18 protein-coding genes and 4 pseudogenes are annotated in these 18,482 nt (G+C 42.1%); 17 read left to right on the forward strand and 5 right to left on the reverse strand.

The window, feature by feature from the left end:
- Window positions 1–74 precede the first annotated feature (74 nt).
- Window positions 75–1,030 (reverse strand): annotated as a pseudogene (locus JCM14505_RS06355) (L-lactate dehydrogenase).
- 56 nt (window positions 1,031–1,086) lie between these two features.
- Window positions 1,087–1,269 carry a hypothetical protein gene (locus tag JCM14505_RS06360; RefSeq protein WP_054653513.1) on the reverse strand — a complete coding sequence of 61 codons (183 nt, stop codon included), beginning with the start codon at window positions 1,267–1,269 and terminating at the stop codon, window positions 1,087–1,089.
- A 191-nt stretch (window positions 1,270–1,460) separates the two neighbouring features.
- On the opposite strand from JCM14505_RS06360, the gene JCM14505_RS06365 reads away from it, so the two are divergent.
- From JCM14505_RS06365 to JCM14505_RS06405, 9 genes are all read left to right on the forward strand, one after another.
- A complete protein-coding gene (locus JCM14505_RS06365; protein ID WP_054653546.1) occupies window positions 1,461–1,733 on the forward strand; it encodes a hypothetical protein in 273 nt (90 codons plus the stop codon).
- A 74-nt stretch (window positions 1,734–1,807) separates the two neighbouring features.
- Entirely contained in the window at window positions 1,808–2,770 is a 963-nt protein-coding gene (gene prmA, locus JCM14505_RS06370) for a 50S ribosomal protein L11 methyltransferase (protein ID WP_054653514.1), read from the forward strand.
- 3 nt (window positions 2,771–2,773) lie between these two features.
- Window positions 2,774–3,517, forward strand: coding sequence for a 16S rRNA (uracil(1498)-N(3))-methyltransferase (locus JCM14505_RS06375; RefSeq protein WP_054653515.1), 744 nt, complete (start codon window positions 2,774–2,776; stop codon window positions 3,515–3,517).
- A 401-nt stretch (window positions 3,518–3,918) separates the two neighbouring features.
- Window positions 3,919–4,260 (forward strand): hypothetical protein, encoded by a 342-nt coding sequence (locus JCM14505_RS06380; protein WP_054653516.1) that lies wholly within the window; start codon window positions 3,919–3,921, stop codon window positions 4,258–4,260.
- A 16-nt stretch (window positions 4,261–4,276) separates the two neighbouring features.
- Window positions 4,277–6,499, forward strand: a complete 2,223-nt coding sequence (locus JCM14505_RS06385) for a RelA/SpoT family protein (RefSeq protein WP_054653517.1) — start codon at window positions 4,277–4,279, stop codon at window positions 6,497–6,499.
- 15 nt (window positions 6,500–6,514) lie between these two features.
- The gene (gene dtd, locus JCM14505_RS06390) at window positions 6,515–6,952 is read left to right on the forward strand and encodes a D-aminoacyl-tRNA deacylase (RefSeq protein ID WP_054653518.1); all 438 of its coding nucleotides are present in this window, start codon (window positions 6,515–6,517) and stop codon (window positions 6,950–6,952) included.
- A 42-nt stretch (window positions 6,953–6,994) separates the two neighbouring features.
- The gene (locus JCM14505_RS06395) at window positions 6,995–7,657 is read left to right on the forward strand and encodes a class I SAM-dependent methyltransferase (protein WP_054653519.1); all 663 of its coding nucleotides are present in this window, start codon (window positions 6,995–6,997) and stop codon (window positions 7,655–7,657) included.
- 348 nt (window positions 7,658–8,005) lie between these two features.
- Window positions 8,006–8,605: a TetR/AcrR family transcriptional regulator gene (locus JCM14505_RS06400; protein ID WP_054653520.1), complete on the forward strand. Its 600-nt coding sequence runs from the start codon at window positions 8,006–8,008 to the stop codon at window positions 8,603–8,605.
- Window positions 8,606–8,624: 19 nt separating this feature from the next.
- Entirely contained in the window at window positions 8,625–9,263 is a 639-nt protein-coding gene (locus JCM14505_RS06405; RefSeq protein ID WP_054653521.1) for a nitroreductase family protein, read from the forward strand.
- 54 nt (window positions 9,264–9,317) lie between these two features.
- Here JCM14505_RS06405 and JCM14505_RS06410 read toward each other — a convergent pair.
- Both JCM14505_RS06410 and JCM14505_RS06415 read right to left on the reverse strand, forming a co-directional pair.
- Window positions 9,318–9,782, reverse strand: a pseudogene (locus JCM14505_RS06410) (N-acetylmuramoyl-L-alanine amidase family protein); the annotation flags it as partial.
- Between the two features lie 159 nt (window positions 9,783–9,941).
- Window positions 9,942–10,187 (reverse strand): hypothetical protein, encoded by a 246-nt coding sequence (locus tag JCM14505_RS06415; RefSeq protein WP_054653523.1) that lies wholly within the window; start codon window positions 10,185–10,187, stop codon window positions 9,942–9,944.
- Between the two features lie 599 nt (window positions 10,188–10,786).
- Here JCM14505_RS06415 and aspS point away from each other — a divergent pair.
- The 8 genes and pseudogenes from aspS (at window position 10,787) to JCM14505_RS06450 (ending at window position 17,211) form a co-directional block, all read left to right on the forward strand.
- Window positions 10,787–12,562: an aspartate--tRNA ligase gene (gene aspS / locus JCM14505_RS06420; protein WP_054653524.1), complete on the forward strand. Its 1,776-nt coding sequence runs from the start codon at window positions 10,787–10,789 to the stop codon at window positions 12,560–12,562.
- A 24-nt stretch (window positions 12,563–12,586) separates the two neighbouring features.
- Window positions 12,587–13,484: pseudogene (locus JCM14505_RS06425) on the forward strand (deoxyribonuclease IV).
- An 11-nt stretch (window positions 13,485–13,495) separates the two neighbouring features.
- Window positions 13,496–14,159: pseudogene (locus tag JCM14505_RS06430) on the forward strand (type 1 glutamine amidotransferase).
- Window positions 14,160–14,258: 99 nt separating this feature from the next.
- Window positions 14,259–14,444, forward strand: a complete 186-nt coding sequence (rpsU, locus tag JCM14505_RS06435; RefSeq protein ID WP_054653525.1) for a 30S ribosomal protein S21 — start codon at window positions 14,259–14,261, stop codon at window positions 14,442–14,444.
- Window positions 14,445–14,508: 64 nt separating this feature from the next.
- Entirely contained in the window at window positions 14,509–14,952 is a 444-nt protein-coding gene (locus JCM14505_RS06440) for a GatB/YqeY domain-containing protein (protein ID WP_054653526.1), read from the forward strand.
- 162 nt (window positions 14,953–15,114) lie between these two features.
- Entirely contained in the window at window positions 15,115–15,231 is a 117-nt protein-coding gene (locus tag JCM14505_RS10085) for a MarC family protein (protein WP_263848964.1), read from the forward strand.
- Window positions 15,215–15,739: a MarC family protein gene (locus JCM14505_RS06445; RefSeq protein WP_263848965.1), complete on the forward strand. Its 525-nt coding sequence runs from the start codon at window positions 15,215–15,217 to the stop codon at window positions 15,737–15,739. The genes JCM14505_RS10085 and JCM14505_RS06445 overlap by 17 nt, the downstream gene beginning before the upstream one ends.
- Window positions 15,740–15,954: 215 nt before the next feature.
- A complete protein-coding gene (locus JCM14505_RS06450; protein WP_054653527.1) occupies window positions 15,955–17,211 on the forward strand; it encodes a hypothetical protein in 1,257 nt (418 codons plus the stop codon).
- Window positions 17,212–17,285: 74 nt separating this feature from the next.
- Here the strand turns inward: JCM14505_RS06450 and JCM14505_RS06455 are convergent, their stop codons facing one another.
- The gene (locus JCM14505_RS06455) at window positions 17,286–18,476 is read right to left on the reverse strand and encodes an aminotransferase-like domain-containing protein (protein ID WP_054653528.1); all 1,191 of its coding nucleotides are present in this window, start codon (window positions 18,474–18,476) and stop codon (window positions 17,286–17,288) included.
- Window positions 18,477–18,482: the final 6 nt, after the last annotated feature.

An 18,482-nucleotide genomic window follows, 5' to 3' on the forward strand; every position in this document is an offset into this window, starting at 1 on the left:
TAATTAAGTGAATTAAATCAAAAATCGTCGCTGACCAAGGTCAACGGCGATTTTTTTTAGTTGGTTAAAATTGATTAGTTGTTTTCAAGTTCTTCCATGCCATCGTAAGCGATCTTTTGTAAGACAGCAGCTGAATGAGCCATGGCGTCTTTTTCACGATCATTCAATGGTAATTCGAAGACTTCGCAAATCCCAGTCCGGTTGATAACAGCCGTGGTCCCGATGTAAATATCGTTTAATCCGTATTCACCATTCATTGGGGCACTAACTGGTAAGATTTCATCATCATCCGTAAGATAGCCCGCGTGATTTGAACAAGGGAAGTAGCAACCCCGTAGTAGGTAGCCCCTTTCCGGTTGATGATTTCGTACGCCTTGTGACGAACGTCATCTTCAACTTGGAGTAAAGTGTCCATGGAAATGTCCTTTAATTCAGCTAAGGCTAACAATGGCACCCCACCAATCGTGGCGTTATCAAAGGAAGCAAATTCCGTGTCCCCGTGTTCACCAAGCATGTAAGCAATGACGTTGTTAGGGTGAACATCAAAGAGCTTCGAAAGCGCCACTTGTAACCGGGCAGAGTCTAAAGAAGTCCCAGAACCAATTACCCGCTTTTGTGGTAATCCAGAGAACTTTTGTACGGCGTACGTTAAAACGTCAACTGGGTTAGAAGCAACTAAGAAGATTCCATCGAAACCAGAAGCCATAACTTGGTCAACGATATTCTTAGTAATCTTCAAGTTCTTGCTAACTAATTGTAACCGTGTTTCACCTGGCTTTTGGGCAGCCCCGGCCGTGATTACAACCAGGTCAGCATCTTTACAAGTGTCGTAGTCGGCAGCGTAAATCCGCTTGTTGTGCGTGTAAGCCGTGGCATCTTCAAGGTCCATTACATCCCCAACTGCTTTTTCGTGCGTGTGGTTAATAATGGCAAATTCTTCGGCGAGCCCTTGATGAATCATCGCAAAGGCATAAGCAGAACCAACGGCTCCGTCCCCGATTAAAACAACTTTTTGTCGTTTGAGTGGCATAATAAATCCTCTTTTCCTATTCACTTTGTGAAAAATTTACAGTAATTATTATACCGTTAATTTGACCAAGATGAAAGAGCGATTATGAAACCGCCAACAATGAAAAGACCGATAATGATAGCGGATTTAAATAACCACCATCCGAGTATTAATAATAAACACCAACCAAGTAGGCGAAGAGAGAATTTAAAAACCTTCCAACCTAGAATGATGGCAATAATTAATAAAATGGTGATCAATTTGTCATCCTCCTAAATAAAATTAATTTGTAATTTAATTATAGCATTGGCTAATTGACGTAAAACTTAAGATTTCATCAAATTTCATTGTCACCATGCTTTGTTATTACCAGGATTTATGCTAAAATTAATCATTATTAAAAGACTGACTGGGGGAGGAACAAGTAATGTTAAATCGTACGAAACAATTCATGCGTGATAACGGGATTAATTATAAAAAAGAATATATCCGGCCGATGATTGCCCCGGAACATGTCTACATCTTCCGGTTTGGGAAGCGGGAATTGAACAATCGGGCCATTGTGCGGTATAACCACACGTGGACAGGACGCTTAAAGATCAATGAGATTGACGTCCGGCTTCACCGGCAACATCATCCCCGGATTTTCGTGAACGAAGATGAGTTGATTGCATATTTACAACAACACTTAGATCAAAATCACGATATTAACGCTGATCTGTAAATGAGGATTAGCCAGTTTGGTTAGAAACGACTTCTGTTGGGGGTCGTTTTTTTTCATAGATAAAGGAGAAAATTATGAGTTGGAGTGCGTTACAAGTGGCTACGACCACGGAAGCGATTGAAGCAGTTAGTAATTTATTAATGGAAGCCGGGGCGAGCGGGATTCAAGTCGAAGATGCGACTGATTTTATTGATATCGATGATGAAGCGTTAGCCCGGGAAGGAAAAATTTTGGATTTGGCAACAGTGCCACACTTGACGAGTGGTGCTCAAGTGACGGGATACTTCCCGCCGAATGTGAATGTAACGGAAATTCAATTAGAATTAACGCCTCGGATTCAAGGATTAAGTGAATTTGGGCTTAATCCAGGTAGTGGTGAAATTACGGTTAACCAAGTCGATGAAGCCGATTGGGCGACGGAATGGCAAAAATACTACCATCCAGTGCGGGTGACGCATGAATTAACAATTGTGCCCCGGTGGGAAGAGTACACGCCAGTCAATGACCAAGAAAAAGTTATTTACATGGATCCAGGGATGGCCTTTGGGACGGGAACACATCCAACGACGAAGTTAATGCTCCAAGCGTTGGCCATTGCGTTACGGGGTGGCGAACACATGATTGACGTAGGAACTGGTTCCGGGATTTTAAGTATTGCGGCGAAGCATTTAGGCGCCGGTGTAGTTGAAGCTTATGATATTGATCAAGTTGCAGTTGATTCATCCCAAACTAACATTGACTTAAACCCAATTGCTAAAGACGTTAAATTAGGGGTTAACAGTTTGCTAGATGGGATGGACACGCAGGTTGACTTAGTAGTTGCCAATATCTTAGCGGAAGTTTTAGTCCCATTAATTCCGCAAGCCTTCATGAACTTAAAGCCTGGTGGTAAGTTCTTATTATCTGGTATTATTGCCGATAAGTTCGCCTTAATTAGCCAAACTTTGTTAGATCATGGGTTTAAAGTTGATCAAACTATGCGGATGGGAGATTGGTATGGCATTATCGCCCACAAGCCAACCAATGATGAGGATTAAATTATGCAACGATACTTTTTAGCAACGACGGCCCAAATTGGGGACACGGTTGAATTACCGGCGGATGTAAGTCATCACTTGATTGATGTCATGCGCGCTCAAGTGGGGAGTCAGATTGAAGTGGTCTTAGACAATCAACAAGCTTATGTGGCAACGATTACGACGGTTGAACCAGCGCAAGTAACCTTAAACGAGGCCTTGGATAGTGATAGTGAACTACCGGTGAATGTGATCTTAGTTTGTGGCCTCCCGAAGACCAAGGAAAAGCCGGAGTTAATTGTGCAAAAGGCAACCGAGTTAGGCGTCCATCAAATTGTTTTCTTTGCGGCCGAACGATCCGTAAGTCGCTGGACCGCCGAAAAAGTGACGAAGAAGTTAGCTCGGTTACAAAAGATTGCGAACGGGGCAGCCGAACAATCGCATCGTCAAGTGCAACCTAGTGTTCATTATGTTAAAAAACTAACGGACGTGTTAGCTCAATTTCCAGCGCAACACCGGTTAGTAGCGTGGGAAGAATCAGCGAAGCAAGGAGAGACGAGTGCCTTGGTCCGGGAATTACAAGCAACGCAACCCGGGGAAACCATTTTAGCGATTTTTGGGCCTGAAGGTGGATTATCAGAAACGGAGATTAATCAGTTGACGGCGCAAGAAGTCGTGCCTGCGGGCTTAGGACCGCGGATTTTACGAACTGAAACCGCGCCATTATATTTCATGAGTGCGGTGTCAGTTTGGCTGGAATTAAATTAGTATGTAAGCAGTGGGAGCTCCGCGAGCTAAGTCGCTAAGCGCGCAGGGAGTAAAACTCCAAAGCGATTAGTGCTTAGAATCGCGTCAGAGCGACCCTGCGAGCATGATTGCATTAGTATGCGACGCCGTTAAAAACTTCCGTGGGGTAAGCCTTGCCTCCCGTGCGAGGGAAGGAACTTCCATCGGAGGGAGGATGGCTTAGCCATAGGAAGTTTAGGCGGAGCATGATTACTAGTATGAATAGAACACTTAGCCTGAGGAAACTTAGTGCGAGCATCACTACTAGTGTGATTAGAACATTAGCAGTTTAACTAAGCTACTTTTCAAGTTAATGCAATTAGAATTATGTTAAAATTTAACTAATAATTAAGCGCGCTTTGGGCGAAAAGGGAGTAGTAGAAATGAAGGTTTGGACAAAATTTCAACAATTTGACCGCTTAACCATGATTATTGCCACATTATACGGCTATTTTGGCACGATGGTGTTATACCTATTGCCGTTTATTCATGTTACCGTGCGGTCCGGTTTGTTTTTAATTATGATTAATAGCATTGTAAGTATGTGGTTAGGGTGGCATTTACGTCAGCAAACCGCCAAACAATTGTGGATTTGGCCAAGTTGGATGTTAGTGGCGTTACTAGTTTATGGTCCGCATTATTCATATTTACTCCCTGTGATTTACTTAGCTGAAAGTTACTTAGTTTGGTCGATGACGAAACCGTCCGCAAGTAAGCGGCCTTAGAATTGAGGTGACGAAGATGTCGAAAATTCCTAATTTAACGCATGAAGATGTGCGTGATATTTGTGCAAGTTACATGAATGAAGAACACGTGGCCCTAGTGGAAAAAGCTTACCGGTTCGCGATGATTTGTCATAAGGATCAACGGCGCAAATCGGGTGAATTATATATTATTCATCCGATTCAAGTTGCTGGGATTTTAGCTAACTTACATATGGATCCAGAAACGGTTTGTGCTGGTTATATGCATGACATTGTCGAAGATACTGGAGCGACGCTGAGTGATATTGAAACGATTTTTGGGTCTACGATTGCGATGATCATTGACGGTGATACCAAAATTAGTAAGATTCACTATAAGTCTGATCGCGAACAAATGGCGGAAACACACCGGAAGTTGTTATTAGCGATGAGTCAAGACATTCGGGTGATGATTGTTAAATTAGCGGACCGGTTACACAATATGCGGACGCTTGATTTCTTACGCCCAGAAAAGCAAGCCCGGATTTCACGCGAAACGTTGCAAATTTATGCTCCGATTGCGGATCGGCTGGGGATTTCAACGATGAAATGGGAATTGGAAGATCTGTCGTTACGTTACATTGATCCCGACCAATACTTTACCATCGTTAAATTAATGAATTCGCGGCGTGATCAACGGCTGGATTACATTGATAAAGCAATTCAAGACGTTAAACAGGCGGTCGCTGAATTAGAATTAACGGGGAATGTTGAAATTTATGGGCGACCAAAACATATTTATTCCATTTACCGTAAGATGGTTAACAAGCATAAGCAATTTAGTGAAATTTATGACTTGTTAGCGATTCGGGTGGTCGTTGATACGATTCCGGATTGTTATGCCGTCTTAGGAGCGATTCATACGAATTGGAAACCAATGCCGGGGCGGTTTAAGGATTATATTGCGATGCCAAAAACGAACGGCTACCAATCCTTGCACACGACAGTGATTGGCCCTGACGGACAACCGTTAGAAATTCAAATTCGGACGCACGAAATGCATGAAGTGGCTGAATTTGGGGTGGCAGCGCACTGGGCTTATAAAGAAGGCAAGACAAACGGGGTGCAACAAACCAAGGATAGCCAAAAACTGAATGTTGTGAAGGAAATTCTGGAATTGCGGAATGAAACCCAAGACACGGATGATTTTATGTCTGGAATTCAAAGTGATGTCTTTGCTGATAAGGTGTACGCTTTTACGCCCAAAGGGGATGTCATTGAAATGCCAGTTGGGGCGGGGCCATTAGATATGGCGTACTTAATTCACACGGAAGTTGGAAATAAGACGACCGGGGCCAAAGTGAACGGCCGGATTGTCCCATTGGATTACGATATTAAGAATGGGGATATTGTTGATATTATTACATCGAATAACTCCCATCCGAGTCATGACTGGTTAGATTTAGTGTCTACCCGGCGAGCCAAAAATAAGATTCGGCAATATTTCCGGATGCATGACCGGGAACAAAATATTGAAACGGGACGGCGGTTAGTTGATCAACAAATTCGCGAAGCCGGATACGAACCAGCTGCGTTGGTAACCGATGAATTAGCTCAACAAGTAGCAACTAAGCTGCATTACAATAATGCGGAAGAAATGTTTGCGGCTGTTGGCTTTGGTGATATTTCAGCGATGAGTGTCCGCAATCGCTTAACGGAAACCGTGCGGCGCGAAGAAAAGCAACGGGAAGCCGAAGCACAGGCCCAAGCGATTTTGGAAAATCACGAGACGCTTGCAAATGAACATCAACAATTGCCAAAGAGCAGCGGCGACGGCATTATTGTTGAAGGAGTCGATAATCTTCTAACGCGGTTGAGTCATTGTTGTAAACCAATTCCAGGGGATGAAATTTTGGGCTACATTACGATGGGCCGGGGCGTTTCTGTGCACCGGATTGACTGTCCGAATATTAAGCATGCTGAACAAACGGGCCAACGGATTGTAACGGTTTACTGGGAAAATCCACAGGGAGATACCCAAATTTACGATACGGATATTGAAGTTCGAGGTGACAATCGCTCGGGCTTAGTGAATGAAGTTCTGCGGTCGATTAATAGTCATACGCGGTACCTGACATCGATTAATGGGAAGATTAATAGCAATAATATTGCGACAATTAATGCGACCGTTGGGGTTCGGAGTATTGGTCAATTAAACATTATTATGAAGGCCTTATCTGGTTTGACGAATGTTGATAGTGTCCGTCGTGTGATCCATTAAGTAAGGAGTTATTAGATGCGAGTAGTAGTGCAACGGGTGGCTAAGGCCCAAGTGTCAATTGATGAGCAAGTTGTTAGTAAGATTAGGCAAGGGTTCTTGTTATTAGTTGGGATTGCGCCGGATGATGGTGAGGAACAACTGGATTATTTGGTGCGTAAAATTACGAATTTACGAGTGTTCAGTGATGCAGCCGGTAAAATGAATGCCAGTTTAGCAGATATTAACGGTGAAATTCTCTCCATTTCGCAATTTACGTTGTATGCTGATACGAAAAAAGGGAATCGACCGAGCTTCACCGGAGCGGCGAAACCGGAAATTGCGGCGCCATTATACGATGAATTCAATCGTCGGTTAGCAGCGACGGGCATTCATGTTGAAACGGGTGAATTTGGGGCCGATATGCAAGTTGAATTGGTCAATGATGGTCCAGTGACGATTATTTATGAGAAATAGAGGAAGCAAGATTGAAAAAAAGGAATTGATTCTCCAGGAACATTGCTGGGATTAATCGCGATTTCATTATTTGCGATTTGGCAATATAGTACCCAACCCCATAACCTATTAGCGGGTTTGTTTATGATAATTGCAATCGGTTCGGCGTGGACTTATTTTCATACAACTTGGTATGGAAAATATAAAATTGTTAAGCAAGCGGTGGCTGATAGTCACCTTGCTAGTGATCAACGAGTATTAGATTTAGGAACTGGTCATGGCTTGATGTTACTGAATGTGGCAAAATACTTACAGGTTCCGGGGCAAGTAATTGGAATTGATATTTGGAGTCAAAAGGATCAGTCGAATAATCATCAATCAGCAACAGAAACCAATATTTTGCAAGCGGGGGTATCAGAAGTTGCTAAGGTGCAAACGGCTGATATGACGAAGTTGCCGTTTGATGCGGATATGTTTGATTTAGTGACGGCTAGTTTGTCGATTCATAATCTAAAAACGTCAGCTCGGAAACAGGCGTTAGCTGAAGCGACGCGGGTATTAAAACCGGGCGGCCGGATATTGATTATCGATATTATTTTCAGTCAAGAATACCAAAAACAGTTGCAAGCATTGGGGTATCACGATATTAAATTAACCAATGCTGGTTACAATGGTTGGTGGGGTGGCCCTTGGATGGGCACCACCGTGATTACAGCCACTAAATAATAAGTCATGGTAATCAAAATTGCTGGATTAAAGCAACTATTCTATAACTGCAAATGAAAAGTGCAAACCATGTTAATCATGGTTTGCACTTTTTTATTAGGCGTGCGTAAATTCATTAGTTGTGGGGTGGTATTTGGACTGAATCAAGGTCATGCGGACAACGTTGTCCTAGCTTGATTATACTAAGTTGAATTTAGTTATCATTAAGCTGAATAATTATCTCCTAGGTCAGCATCGCGCTAGCTTAGGAGTTTTTTTAGATTAGTAGTTGATTAACATTTTAATAACGGTGTATAATATCAGCGGAAGTTAATCAGATTAACATTAAAATGAATGTGAGGATAGAAGATGGCAGATGGTTTTCATCATGGGAATTTAAAACATGATGCTCTTGAGGTTGGTTTAAAAATTATCGAGACGGATGGTTATCAAAAAGTTGAAATTAAAAAGATTGCGGCTGCTTGTGGAGTAAGTTCTCCATCAATTTATCGTCATTTTAAGAACAAGGATGCGTTGATGATGGCATTGCTTACTAGAGTTTCGGCAATTTTTCATGATTATCTTTACTGTGACGATAATCGAACCCCAGTTGATGATCTAGTTGAGATGGGAATAAAATTTATTCATTTTTCATATGAGTATAAGCATTACTTTGAATTTCTATTTAATAGTGAGTTTGTTAATAAAGTTATCAGTGATGGACAAAGTATGACTGTGGTAATGGATAGCAAGAATAGTTTTTCGTTATTTAAAAAAACGGTAAAACGCTATTTAGTCGAAATTAATGCTAAAGGTAATTCTGAAATGCACGTAATTAATTTATGGTCATATATTAGTGGTTTAGCGTTAATTTCAGATAATTTAGAGGTGGCTAATAAAGAACAACAATTAGCAGTTTATGTTCGAAAAATGATTGAAATTTATACCAACGGGATTAGTAATTGTTAGATTTATGTGGAGGAATAAGATGGAAATAGATGATTTAATGCAACAACGACATACGGTCCGAAAGTATCAAAATCGGTTAATTTCGGCAAATATAAAAGAAAAAATTAGTACTCAATTAAATAAATTGAGTATGGATTATCAAATTAATACTGAGATAAGGGATGACGGGAAGAACGCTTTACATGGCTTGATGGCCAAATTAATGTCAGATAACGTGAAAAATGTGATAGTTTTTAAAGGTGATAACTATCATGTTGGGTATGTAGCAGCCAAATTGATGTTGTTTATCCAACAGTTGGGATTAAATACTTGGTTTGTTGCCGGTAGCATTAATCGTGAAAAGTTAGGTGAAGAAACAGTTGGAATATTGGTGTTTGGCTATGGGAAGACTGATGGTAAAGCACATAAATTAAAACGAGTTGTGCAAGTAAGTGATTATCAGTCAAATAAATTTCCAGCGTGGTATTTAGAAGGAATTAAAGGTTGTTTATTGGCACCTACGGCATTTAATAAGCAATTGTTTAAACTTAGTTATAATAATGGAAATATTAAATTACAGGTTAAAAATAGTAGCTATGCTAAAGTTGAAGCCGGAATTTTAAGCTATTTTTTTGAACAAGGTTCAGGTCGAAAAATTACTGAATATGAATTAGTTTAAGATAAAAATCCCCTCCTAGGTTAGCGTTATGCTAACTTAGGAGGGGATTTTTATTTAATCTTTAAAGTATTGAATTAACCCGCGTTCAACATCGTCAACCACTTTTTGTTGGTAGGTTGGATTTTGAATTTGGCGAAAGTCTTTCGTGGTATTAATATAGCCCATTTCTAATAAGATAGCGGGGCGATGATTGCGATGTAAGACATAATAGTCAGCAAAATCAATCCCGCGGTTAGTTAATGGAAGGCCAGTTAAATTAGCGCTCACAGTTTTGGCTAACTTTTTGGTAGCTTGATTTTTGTGATAGTAATAGGTAGTAAAACCTGAAGCTAAGTTATCTTGTGGGGCGGAGTCAAAGTGAAAACTTACAAAAGCATCTGCTTGTACACGATTACTTAATCGAGTTCGTTCACCTAATGATTTGTAGACATCATTATTCCGCGTCATAATTACGTGGGCCCCTTGAGCACGCAATTTCGTGGCCAATTGTTGGGCAAACTTTAAGGTGTACGTCTTTTCTTCGTATTGTTTTTTTCGTTAAATTCTTCCGATATAGGGCACCACTATCATTACCACCATGACCAGGATCTAACACAATCGTGGTTCCAGTTAGGGCGTGTTTTTTTAGTTTGCGGATGGGCAAGGTTCCATTCGTTGACCCAAACAGTTTTCCCTGAGTTAAGTTTGAATGCTTGCCAGCCATGTTTTTTTGGCACCGGCATTAGCGGCGACGGTCTTAGTTAGGTTGACCGACTTATATTGCATGCCAGGCCCATTTTTAAGGACAAGCTGGTTCGGATTGAGGTGACTAGTTGGTGGTTGGGAAATTATGATTAAAATTGCCGTTAACGCTAGAGCTGTAATGGCTAAAATTCCGGCCAAAAGATTAGCAACAGTTTGGCTAAGTTGATCAGTTGCTTTCAAGGGCGTCACCTTCCTTCTAAAAGAGATACATTTGTTCCTTATTGTAGCTAGTTATAAAGTTCATTGCAATGCTGGGATGGCTAATTGTTCTATTCGCACTAGTAATCATGCTTCGCCTAAACTTCCTATGGCTAAATGTTCTATTCACAACTGCAATTATGCTCGCCCTAAGTTTCCTAGTGCTAAGTGTTCTATTCACACTTGTAGTGATGCTCCGCCTAAACTTCCTATGGCTAAGCCAGCCTCCTCCGATGGAAGTTCCTTCCCTCGCACGGGAGGCAAGGCTTACCCCACGGAAGTTTTTAACGGCGTCGCATACTAACATTGACAAAACCTACCAAATTAGGTATGGTTATCGATGAAAATTAAATTATCTTTTGTTGATGAAAAAGCCTGATGTTAACAGCCACGTATTAGCGAGTAGGGATTGGTGCAAGCCTACCTTGGAAGTTAGCAGTGACCACTTTGGAGACAATGGACAAAGTTGTTTGTCCCGTGTTCGACCCAACGATATTGGGAGCGAATTTTTAAGGTGGTACCGTGCGATTGCGCCCTTGATTAAGTTCAAGGACGCTTTTTTTATTAGAAGGAGGAAATTGATGCAACGGACAAATTATGCTGGTTTAACCAACGAAAGCCAACTTGGCCAAACGGTTGTTTTAAAAGGATGGGTGGCTAAGCGCCGTAACCTCGGGGGCTTATTATTTATTGATTTACGGGACCGCGAAGGGATTGTGCAATTAGTTTTTAACGAACAAGAAAATGCTGATTCCTTTGCAATTGCGGAAACGGTGCGGAATGAATACATTATTGAAGTATCCGGGACGGTTCGCGAACGGGATCAAATTAATCCCGATTTACCAACGGGGAAGTTAGAAATAGTTGTTGACACGATTAACGTGTTAGCTAAATCCCAAACGCCACCATTTGAAGTCGTTGATGGGGTTGATGCAGCCGAAGAATTGCGGATGAAGTATCGTTATGTTGATTTACGTCGTCCTGAAATGATGAAGAACATGAAGTTACGGAGTAAAGTGACGGCCGTAGTTCACAATTACTATGACAACAATGACTTTATGGATGTGGAAACGCCGAACTTGACGTTGTCAACGCCAGAAGGGGCCCGGGACTACATCGTGCCATCACGGGTTTACCCAGGACATTTCTATGCTTTACCACAATCACCACAATTATTTAAGCAATTATTAATGGGCGCGGGCATTGATAAGTACTATCAAATTGCGCGGTGTTTCCGAGATGAAGACTTACGTGGTGACCGGCAACCAGAATTTACCCAAATTGACACGGAAATGAGCTTTGCTACGCCTGAAGAAATTCAAACGGTGGCAGAAGGCTTAATCAAGCGGGTGATGAAGGAAGTCTTAGATGTTGATGTGCCAACGCCATTCCCACGGATGAAGTGGCAAGAAGCGATGGACAAATATGGTTCTGACAAACCGGACACGCGGTTTGGCATGGAAATTCAAGATGTATCTGAATTAGTTAAGGACAGTGGCTTTAAGGTCTTTAGTACTACAGTGGCGGCCGGAAACTATGTCCGGGCAATTGTTGTGCCGGGTGGAGCAGACAAGTATTCTCGCAAAGACATCAGTAAGAAAGAAGATTACATCAAGCGTTACCATGCTAAGGGCTTAGCTTGGGTTAAGGTGACGGATGAAGGTTACAATGGTCCGATTGCTAAGTTTATTGATGACCTAGCGCCAGCAATGAATGAACAATTAGGGGCCAAGGAAGGTGACTTAATTCTGTTTGTGGCGGACACGTTCAATGTTGTGTGTGATGCGTTAGGTTACTTACGGGAAGCAATCGCCAAGGAATTAGACTTAATTCCGTCCAACCAATGGAACTACTTATGGGTGGTTGATTGGCCAATGTTTGAATACGATGAAGGATTTGATAAGTGGATTGCGGCGCACCATCCATTCACGATGCTTAACGAATCCGACTTGAAGTACTTAGAACCCGGTGAAGACCCTCACAAGGCCCATGCCCAAAGTTACGATATTATCTTAAATGGGAATGAAATTGGGGGTGGATCAATTCGGATTCACGATCCAAAGGTCCAAGAAAAGGTCTTAAAGGCCCTTGGCTACACGAAGGAAATGGCCCAAGAACGGTTCGGTTTCTTACTCCAAGCCTTAGAAAACGGGATGCCTCCAGAAGGTGGGATGGCCTTTGGGCTTGACCGGTGGGTAATGTTATTAGCCCAAGCCGATAGTATCCGGGACGTGATTCCATTCCCTAAGAATTCGAAGGCGGTGGAACCATTAACTGGAGCTCCGGGCGCCGTAGATGCGGAACAATTAGAAGAATTAAACTTAGCTGTTACTAAGGCGGATAACGACGAAGAATAATGACCGCTTAAGGAGGTTGGATTGATGTTACTAGGTTCACACGTGGGGTTTAAAGCCCCCAAGATGTTGTTAGGATCAGCGCAAGAGGCGGTTAGTTATGGGGCCAACACGATGATGGTCTATACTGGCGCCCCTCAAAATACGCGACGGAAACCAATTAGCGAGTTAAATATTCCAGCTGGCCAAGCCTATATGCAAGATCATGGACTAACTAATTTAGTGGTTCATGCCCCTTACATTGTGAATTTAGGGAATACCATTAAGCCAGCCAACTTTACCTTTGGGGTTGAATTCTTAGCCCAAGAAATTGAACGGGCCCAAGCGCTCGGGGCGACACAAATTACGTTGCATCCCGGCGCGCACGTTGGGGCTGGCGCCGATGTTGCCATTGCGCAAATTGCGAAGGGATTAAATGAAATTTTAACGCCGGATCAAACGGCACAAATTGCGATTGAAACTATGGCCGGCAAAGGTACCGAAGTTGGAGTTAGCTTTGAACAAATTGCCCAAATTATGGATCAAGTGACGTTGAATGAAAAGTTATCCGTCACCTTTGATACGTGTCATACTAACGATGCGGGTTACAATATTAAGGATGACTTTGATGGGGTCTTGAATGAATTTGATCATGTGATCGGTTTAGATAAGCTCCAAGTGGTGCATTTAAATGATTCAAAAAAACGACCAAGGCTCCCACAAAGACCGACATGCTAATATTGGTTTTGGGACGATTGGCTTTGAAACATTAAACTATATTGCGCATCACCCACAATTAGCCGACCGCCCGAAGATTATGGAAACGCCCTATGTACCAACGGTGGCTGATCCTAAGAAGAAGGTGGCCCCATACGCCGAAGAAATTAAGATGTTGACGGCCCAAGCCTTTGATGCAACGATGATGGACCGCTTGAGTCAAGGTTAGGGGGCGGTGTGATGCGAGTTAATATTTTGCAGCATGCAAGCGATGAAGGACCCGGGGCAATTTTAACCTGGGCTCAGCAACATCATCATGAGGTCTTTATCTATCATCCGAATGACTTTGGTCAATTTCCAACGGCTGACGAAACTGATATGTTAGTGGTATTAGGCAGCCCCGCAAGTCCGAATGATGATGAAATCTGGATTAAACAAGAACGAGCCTTAATTAAAGCTTGTTTAGAGCAACACATTCCATACTTGGGAATTTGTTTTGGGGGACAACAATTAGCTAAAGTTCTTGGTGGTGAAGTTAAAGATGCACCCGTCAAAGAAGTTGGTTGGGCGCCGGTAACATTACAACAGCCATTACCTGGGATGCCAAAGCAAGTTGAAGTATTGCACTGGCATCAGCAACAATTCACCATCAGCGGGGGCAGAGTTGTTGTTTTCCAATGAAAATGTTGTTGAGCAAGGGTTTATGTATCAACAGCGGGCGATTGCCTTGCAATTCCATTTGGAACCGTTAATGGATAATTTGCGAGAAATTGTCATTAATGATGGATCATATGCTGCCGGGTCAGTGTTAGGCCAAACGCCAACCCAAATAATTGACCATGGAGTGCCAAGGGCAAACGCAATAGTTTTGGGGAAGTTATTAGATTTCCTGGCACAAAATTAAAAATATGATTGACGCTGACCATAAAATTATCTATAATTAAATGGTATTTTGAAATTGATTCTTAGTACGAATCTGAAACCGGAGGGAGGGAAATTAGTTATGTCAAAGACGATCGTTCGGAAGAATGAATCATTAGATGACGCTCTTCGTCGGTTTAAGCGTACTGTGTCACGGAACGGGACTTTACAAGAATACCGTAAGCGTGAATTCTACGAAAAGCCAAGTGTTAAGCGGAAGTTAAAGGCTGAAGCAGCACGGAAGCGGAAGAACAAGCGTCGTCGTTAAGATTCTGCTACCTCTTGTCCACCGGGCAAGAGGTTTTTTAATATAATTTTGGAGGATTTTAGAAATGAGTTTATTAGATCAATTAAACAATGATATGAAGACGGCTATGAAGGCCAAGGACAAGGCTACGTTAAGCGTGGTGCGGATGTTAAAGGCGGCCGTTACGAATGAACAAATCAACTTAGGTCATGATTTAACGGCGGATGAAGAAGCGACCGTTTTATCGCGGGAATACAAGCAACGCAAGGAATCCTTGGCGGAATTCGAAAATGCTGGTCGGGAAGATTTGATTGAACAAGCTAAGCATGAATTATCAGTGGTTGAAAAGTACTTGCCGGAACAATTATCCGAAGCAGAAGTGAAGGCAATTGTGACCAAGGCAATTGAACAAACTGGGGCCGAAAGCATGAAAGACATGGGAAAGGTCATGGGCGTGGTGATGCCACAAGTTAAAGGTAAAGCAGACGGTAAGCTCGTTAACGAAACCGTTAAGGCAGCCTTACAATAACTCAAATTAAACTGTCAATTGAGCTTACAGTTGGCAGTTTTTTAATTTGCTAAATGATAACTGGGGTTGATAAATTCAAATGGAAAGTAAGAGATAGTTAGTTACGCAACTGGCTGGTGGTGTAAAATTAAGGTATTAAAAACTTGAAAGGGGCACCTTGAAATGGAGAATTTAATGGCGATTCCAATTGTGTTGATGGCTTTTTTTGCAATCTTAAATCCAATTGGAAATTTACCGGTCTTTATTGCATTAACAGCTAGCGATGATGAAAAAAATTAGTCACGCGATTGCGAAGAAGGCCTTAGTAATTGCAACGCTAATCGTAATTGTTTTTGCGTTTGGTGGGAAAATAATTTTTCAGCTCTTTGGCATTGATTTAGCAGCCTTGCGGAGTATTGGTGGTATTATTATTGCGATTATTGGCTATGACATGTTAAAGGGAAAAACATCGAGTTTACAACATGACGTTGATCCAACAAAACCGTCAATTGACCAAGAAATGTCGGTTGCCATTACCCCGTTAGCCATGCCAATTTTAGCTGGTCCGGGAACGATTGCGACGACGATGAATTTAGCTAATAGGTACAATCCCCTTGTGGTTACAATTGCGTTTGTCATCTTGGCAATTTTGACCTATTTCCTGTTTGTGTATGGGGAAGTTATTGTTAAGAAGTTAGGATCCAATATGATGGCGGTAATTACCCGCTTGATGGGGTTGATTTTAGCGGTGATTGGAACTGATATGTTATTTGCGGGGTTAAAGGCAGCGTTTAAAATATTGAATTAATAGAAAAAAGTTATCAATGGATAAAATCCGTTGGTAACTTTTTAATTGCTAGGATTAGCTTGGGATAAGTTAAGGTAAAAATGAAACAAATGTGAAATTAAGACGAATAAAAATATGTAAATTGTGAATAAAAATCGTGTTAATAACTGGACAAAAACGTTTCCATATATTATAGTGGTTATACTTAACTATCGATTAAATAGGGGAATTTTGGTATGCGTGAGAAATTAGGAAAGGTAAAAGTCAGCGTGGTTACTAAATCACTGTTATTATCAGGGACTGTAGTAGCGTCACTTCTAATTGCACCGGGGACTGTGCAGGCTGATACAATTGATAACCAGCCACTTAGTATGAGTTGGTCAAATGGGACGACACAAGCAGCCGCAATTACGTCAACGACCAAACGAGATCAAGCAGATAACTTAGAACAAACTGATTTGCATGCGCAAGATAATGATTATTCATTAGCTGGGGGCGCTAAAGAGGATCCATTAGTGGATGATGATCAGACAACGCCTCAAGCTGGTGTATCACCATCCACAGATAAATCGTTATCAAATGAGGATTCGGTAGATAATGAACTTTCAGATGTTTGGGTTAATGCTTATTTTGAAGCCAATGGGTTACAAACAATTACGTTGCCAGAACAAGGAACTTATACAACTGATGATGAAGGGGTTGTTACGTTTACGCCACTCCTAACTTTTGTGGGGCAGACAGATACGGTTCGTTTGGTTAAGGAAAGTTCTACGGGAAAGATAGCCTACCTTAATATTTATTCAGTGGTGACTCGGACGATAACTGATCGTAGTGCCGAAGACAGTCTACCAAGTGAACCACAACACGAAGTTGGCGAACCGCTGATGCAACCAGAAAAGCCAACGTTAACGATTCCAGAACATGAAGTTGGCGAACCACTGACGCAACCGGAGAAGTCAACATTGACACTTCCCGCTCCAGTCGTTGATGAACCAATTAATCCTGGTAAGGCAGCGCCAAAGCCGTTAACGCAATCAACCCCAGTTACGCCTACGGTAATTGATTTACCGGTAGCAAAACCAACTAATGACAAAGTCGGTGGTGACTTATTGGTACCAAGCGCGCAAGTAGCAACCTTTGCGCAAGTACAACCTGCTCAACATGTGGAACATTTGGTTGCCAATGCAGTTGTAAAAACTGATTCTTCATCAAGATTAGCTGATAAAATGAAGAGTAAGCCATCGGTGACTGAGGTTCCACAAGCGGTTGGAGTTAAAAAGAGTGTGATTGCGATGATTAAGGATGCCATTAGTAGTTATTCAGATACGATTATGGCGCCAAATGATCAAACACCGAGTGCTAATCCCAATGATGAAATCCCGTCACAACATCAAAATGATCGAGCATCTGTTATCTTGATGGCGGTCTTGTTGGCTACGTTGGGAATTACTAGCTCCGTAATTAGTTCATTGGTTAAGAAATACTTAGTTTAATTAATATTTAGTCAAAAATCCCGTCAACTCATTATTATGAGTTGACGGGATTTTGGTTTAGCTAACGATTAAATTTATTTGATGGCATTGGCGAGGGCTTTACCGAGGCGCTTAAGACCTTCATCGATTTGATCTTCCGCCATATTTGAGTAGTTCAAACGTAAGTGACCAGGTTCTGGTTGGCCGGCATAGAAAGGTTCGCCAGGAACAAAGGCCACTTTTTCTTCCAAACATTGTTTGAATAATTCAGTTGTGTCATCAACTCCAGGGACCGTTACCCAAAGGAACATACCACCTTCTGGATGGGTGTAGGTAACACCAGCTGGGAAGTATTTCTTCATCCCGGCTTCCATTAAAGCTTTCCGTTGACCATAAAGATCACTGATTTTCTTGACATGTTCATCAACGTTATTTTGTTCATAGAACTTGACCGTCGCCCATTGGACTAAGTTGTTAGTCCCCAGGTCAGCGGTTTGCTTCAAGAGGGTAAACTTTTGAACAAATTCGGGGTCGGCAACTAAGTAACCTAAGCGGAAACCAGGGGAGAGAATCTTGGAGAAGGTCCCCATGTAAACAACATTCCCAGATTTATCATACGACTTGATGGCGTCAACGTGTTCACCTTCAAAGCGGATATCACCGTAAGGATTGTCTTCAAAGACTAATAAGTTGTACTTAGCAGCTAACTCAGCCACTTGTTGGCGGCGTTCAGCGGGCATCGTCCGCCCAGTTGGATTTTGGAACGTTGGGATGACGTACAAGAACTTGGCTTCCGGATGGGCTTGGAGCGTCTTTTCTAATTCACTCGGAATCAACCCATCTTCATCCGTTGGTACCCCGACTAAGTTGGCTCCATATGACTTAAAGGCGTCGACCGCACACAAGTAGGTTGGATCTTCAACTAAGACGGTATCTACTTCGTTAACGAGGGCCTTGGCTGCTAATTCGAGTACTTGTTCAGAGCCGTTTGTTACTACGACGTTTTCATCATTGGCGACCACATTTTCGTGATCCTTAACAATTTGTAAGACAAGCTCACGCATTTCCTTGACCCCGCGGGCAGCCCCGTATTGCATGACTTCACGGCCATGTTCGTCATAGGCTGCGTCGGTGGCCTTTTTCATTGCTTCGACGGGGAATAATTCAGGAGCGGGCAAACCACCCGCAAATGAGATAATTGATGGATCCGCCGCTGCCTTAAGAATAGCACCAACTGCATCCGTCCCATCGGCAGGTACACGTTTTGAATAGTTAAATTTTGCCATAATTAT

Origin of the sequence: Limosilactobacillus equigenerosi DSM 18793 = JCM 14505, assembly GCF_001311375.1 — a bacterium.
Classification (GTDB): domain Bacteria; phylum Bacillota; class Bacilli; order Lactobacillales; family Lactobacillaceae; genus Limosilactobacillus; species Limosilactobacillus equigenerosi.

Excerpts from the sequence above, each read along its gene's own strand:
- JCM14505_RS06365 (WP_054653546.1), top strand. The coding sequence starts at position 1,461 with ATGCGTGATAACGGGATTAATTATAAAAAAGAATATATCCGGCCGATG.
- prmA (WP_054653514.1), top strand. The coding sequence starts at position 1,808 with ATGAGTTGGAGTGCGTTACAAGTGGCTACGACCACGGAAGCGATTGAA.
- JCM14505_RS06375 (WP_054653515.1), top strand. The coding sequence starts at position 2,774 with ATGCAACGATACTTTTTAGCAACGACGGCCCAAATTGGGGACACGGTT.
- JCM14505_RS06380 (WP_054653516.1), top strand. The coding sequence starts at position 3,919 with ATGAAGGTTTGGACAAAATTTCAACAATTTGACCGCTTAACCATGATT.
- JCM14505_RS06385 (WP_054653517.1), top strand. The coding sequence starts at position 4,277 with ATGTCGAAAATTCCTAATTTAACGCATGAAGATGTGCGTGATATTTGT.
- dtd (WP_054653518.1), top strand. The coding sequence starts at position 6,515 with ATGCGAGTAGTAGTGCAACGGGTGGCTAAGGCCCAAGTGTCAATTGAT.
- JCM14505_RS06400 (WP_054653520.1), top strand. The coding sequence starts at position 8,006 with ATGGCAGATGGTTTTCATCATGGGAATTTAAAACATGATGCTCTTGAG.
- JCM14505_RS06405 (WP_054653521.1), top strand. The coding sequence starts at position 8,625 with ATGGAAATAGATGATTTAATGCAACAACGACATACGGTCCGAAAGTAT.
- aspS (WP_054653524.1), top strand. The coding sequence starts at position 10,787 with ATGCAACGGACAAATTATGCTGGTTTAACCAACGAAAGCCAACTTGGC.
- rpsU (WP_054653525.1), top strand. The coding sequence starts at position 14,259 with ATGTCAAAGACGATCGTTCGGAAGAATGAATCATTAGATGACGCTCTT.
- JCM14505_RS06440 (WP_054653526.1), top strand. The coding sequence starts at position 14,509 with ATGAGTTTATTAGATCAATTAAACAATGATATGAAGACGGCTATGAAG.
- JCM14505_RS10085 (WP_263848964.1), top strand. The coding sequence starts at position 15,115 with ATGGAGAATTTAATGGCGATTCCAATTGTGTTGATGGCTTTTTTTGCA.
- JCM14505_RS06445 (WP_263848965.1), top strand. The coding sequence starts at position 15,215 with ATGATGAAAAAAATTAGTCACGCGATTGCGAAGAAGGCCTTAGTAATT.
- JCM14505_RS06450 (WP_054653527.1), top strand. The coding sequence starts at position 15,955 with ATGCGTGAGAAATTAGGAAAGGTAAAAGTCAGCGTGGTTACTAAATCA.
- JCM14505_RS06455 (WP_054653528.1), bottom strand. The coding sequence starts at position 18,476 with ATGGCAAAATTTAACTATTCAAAACGTGTACCTGCCGATGGGACGGAT.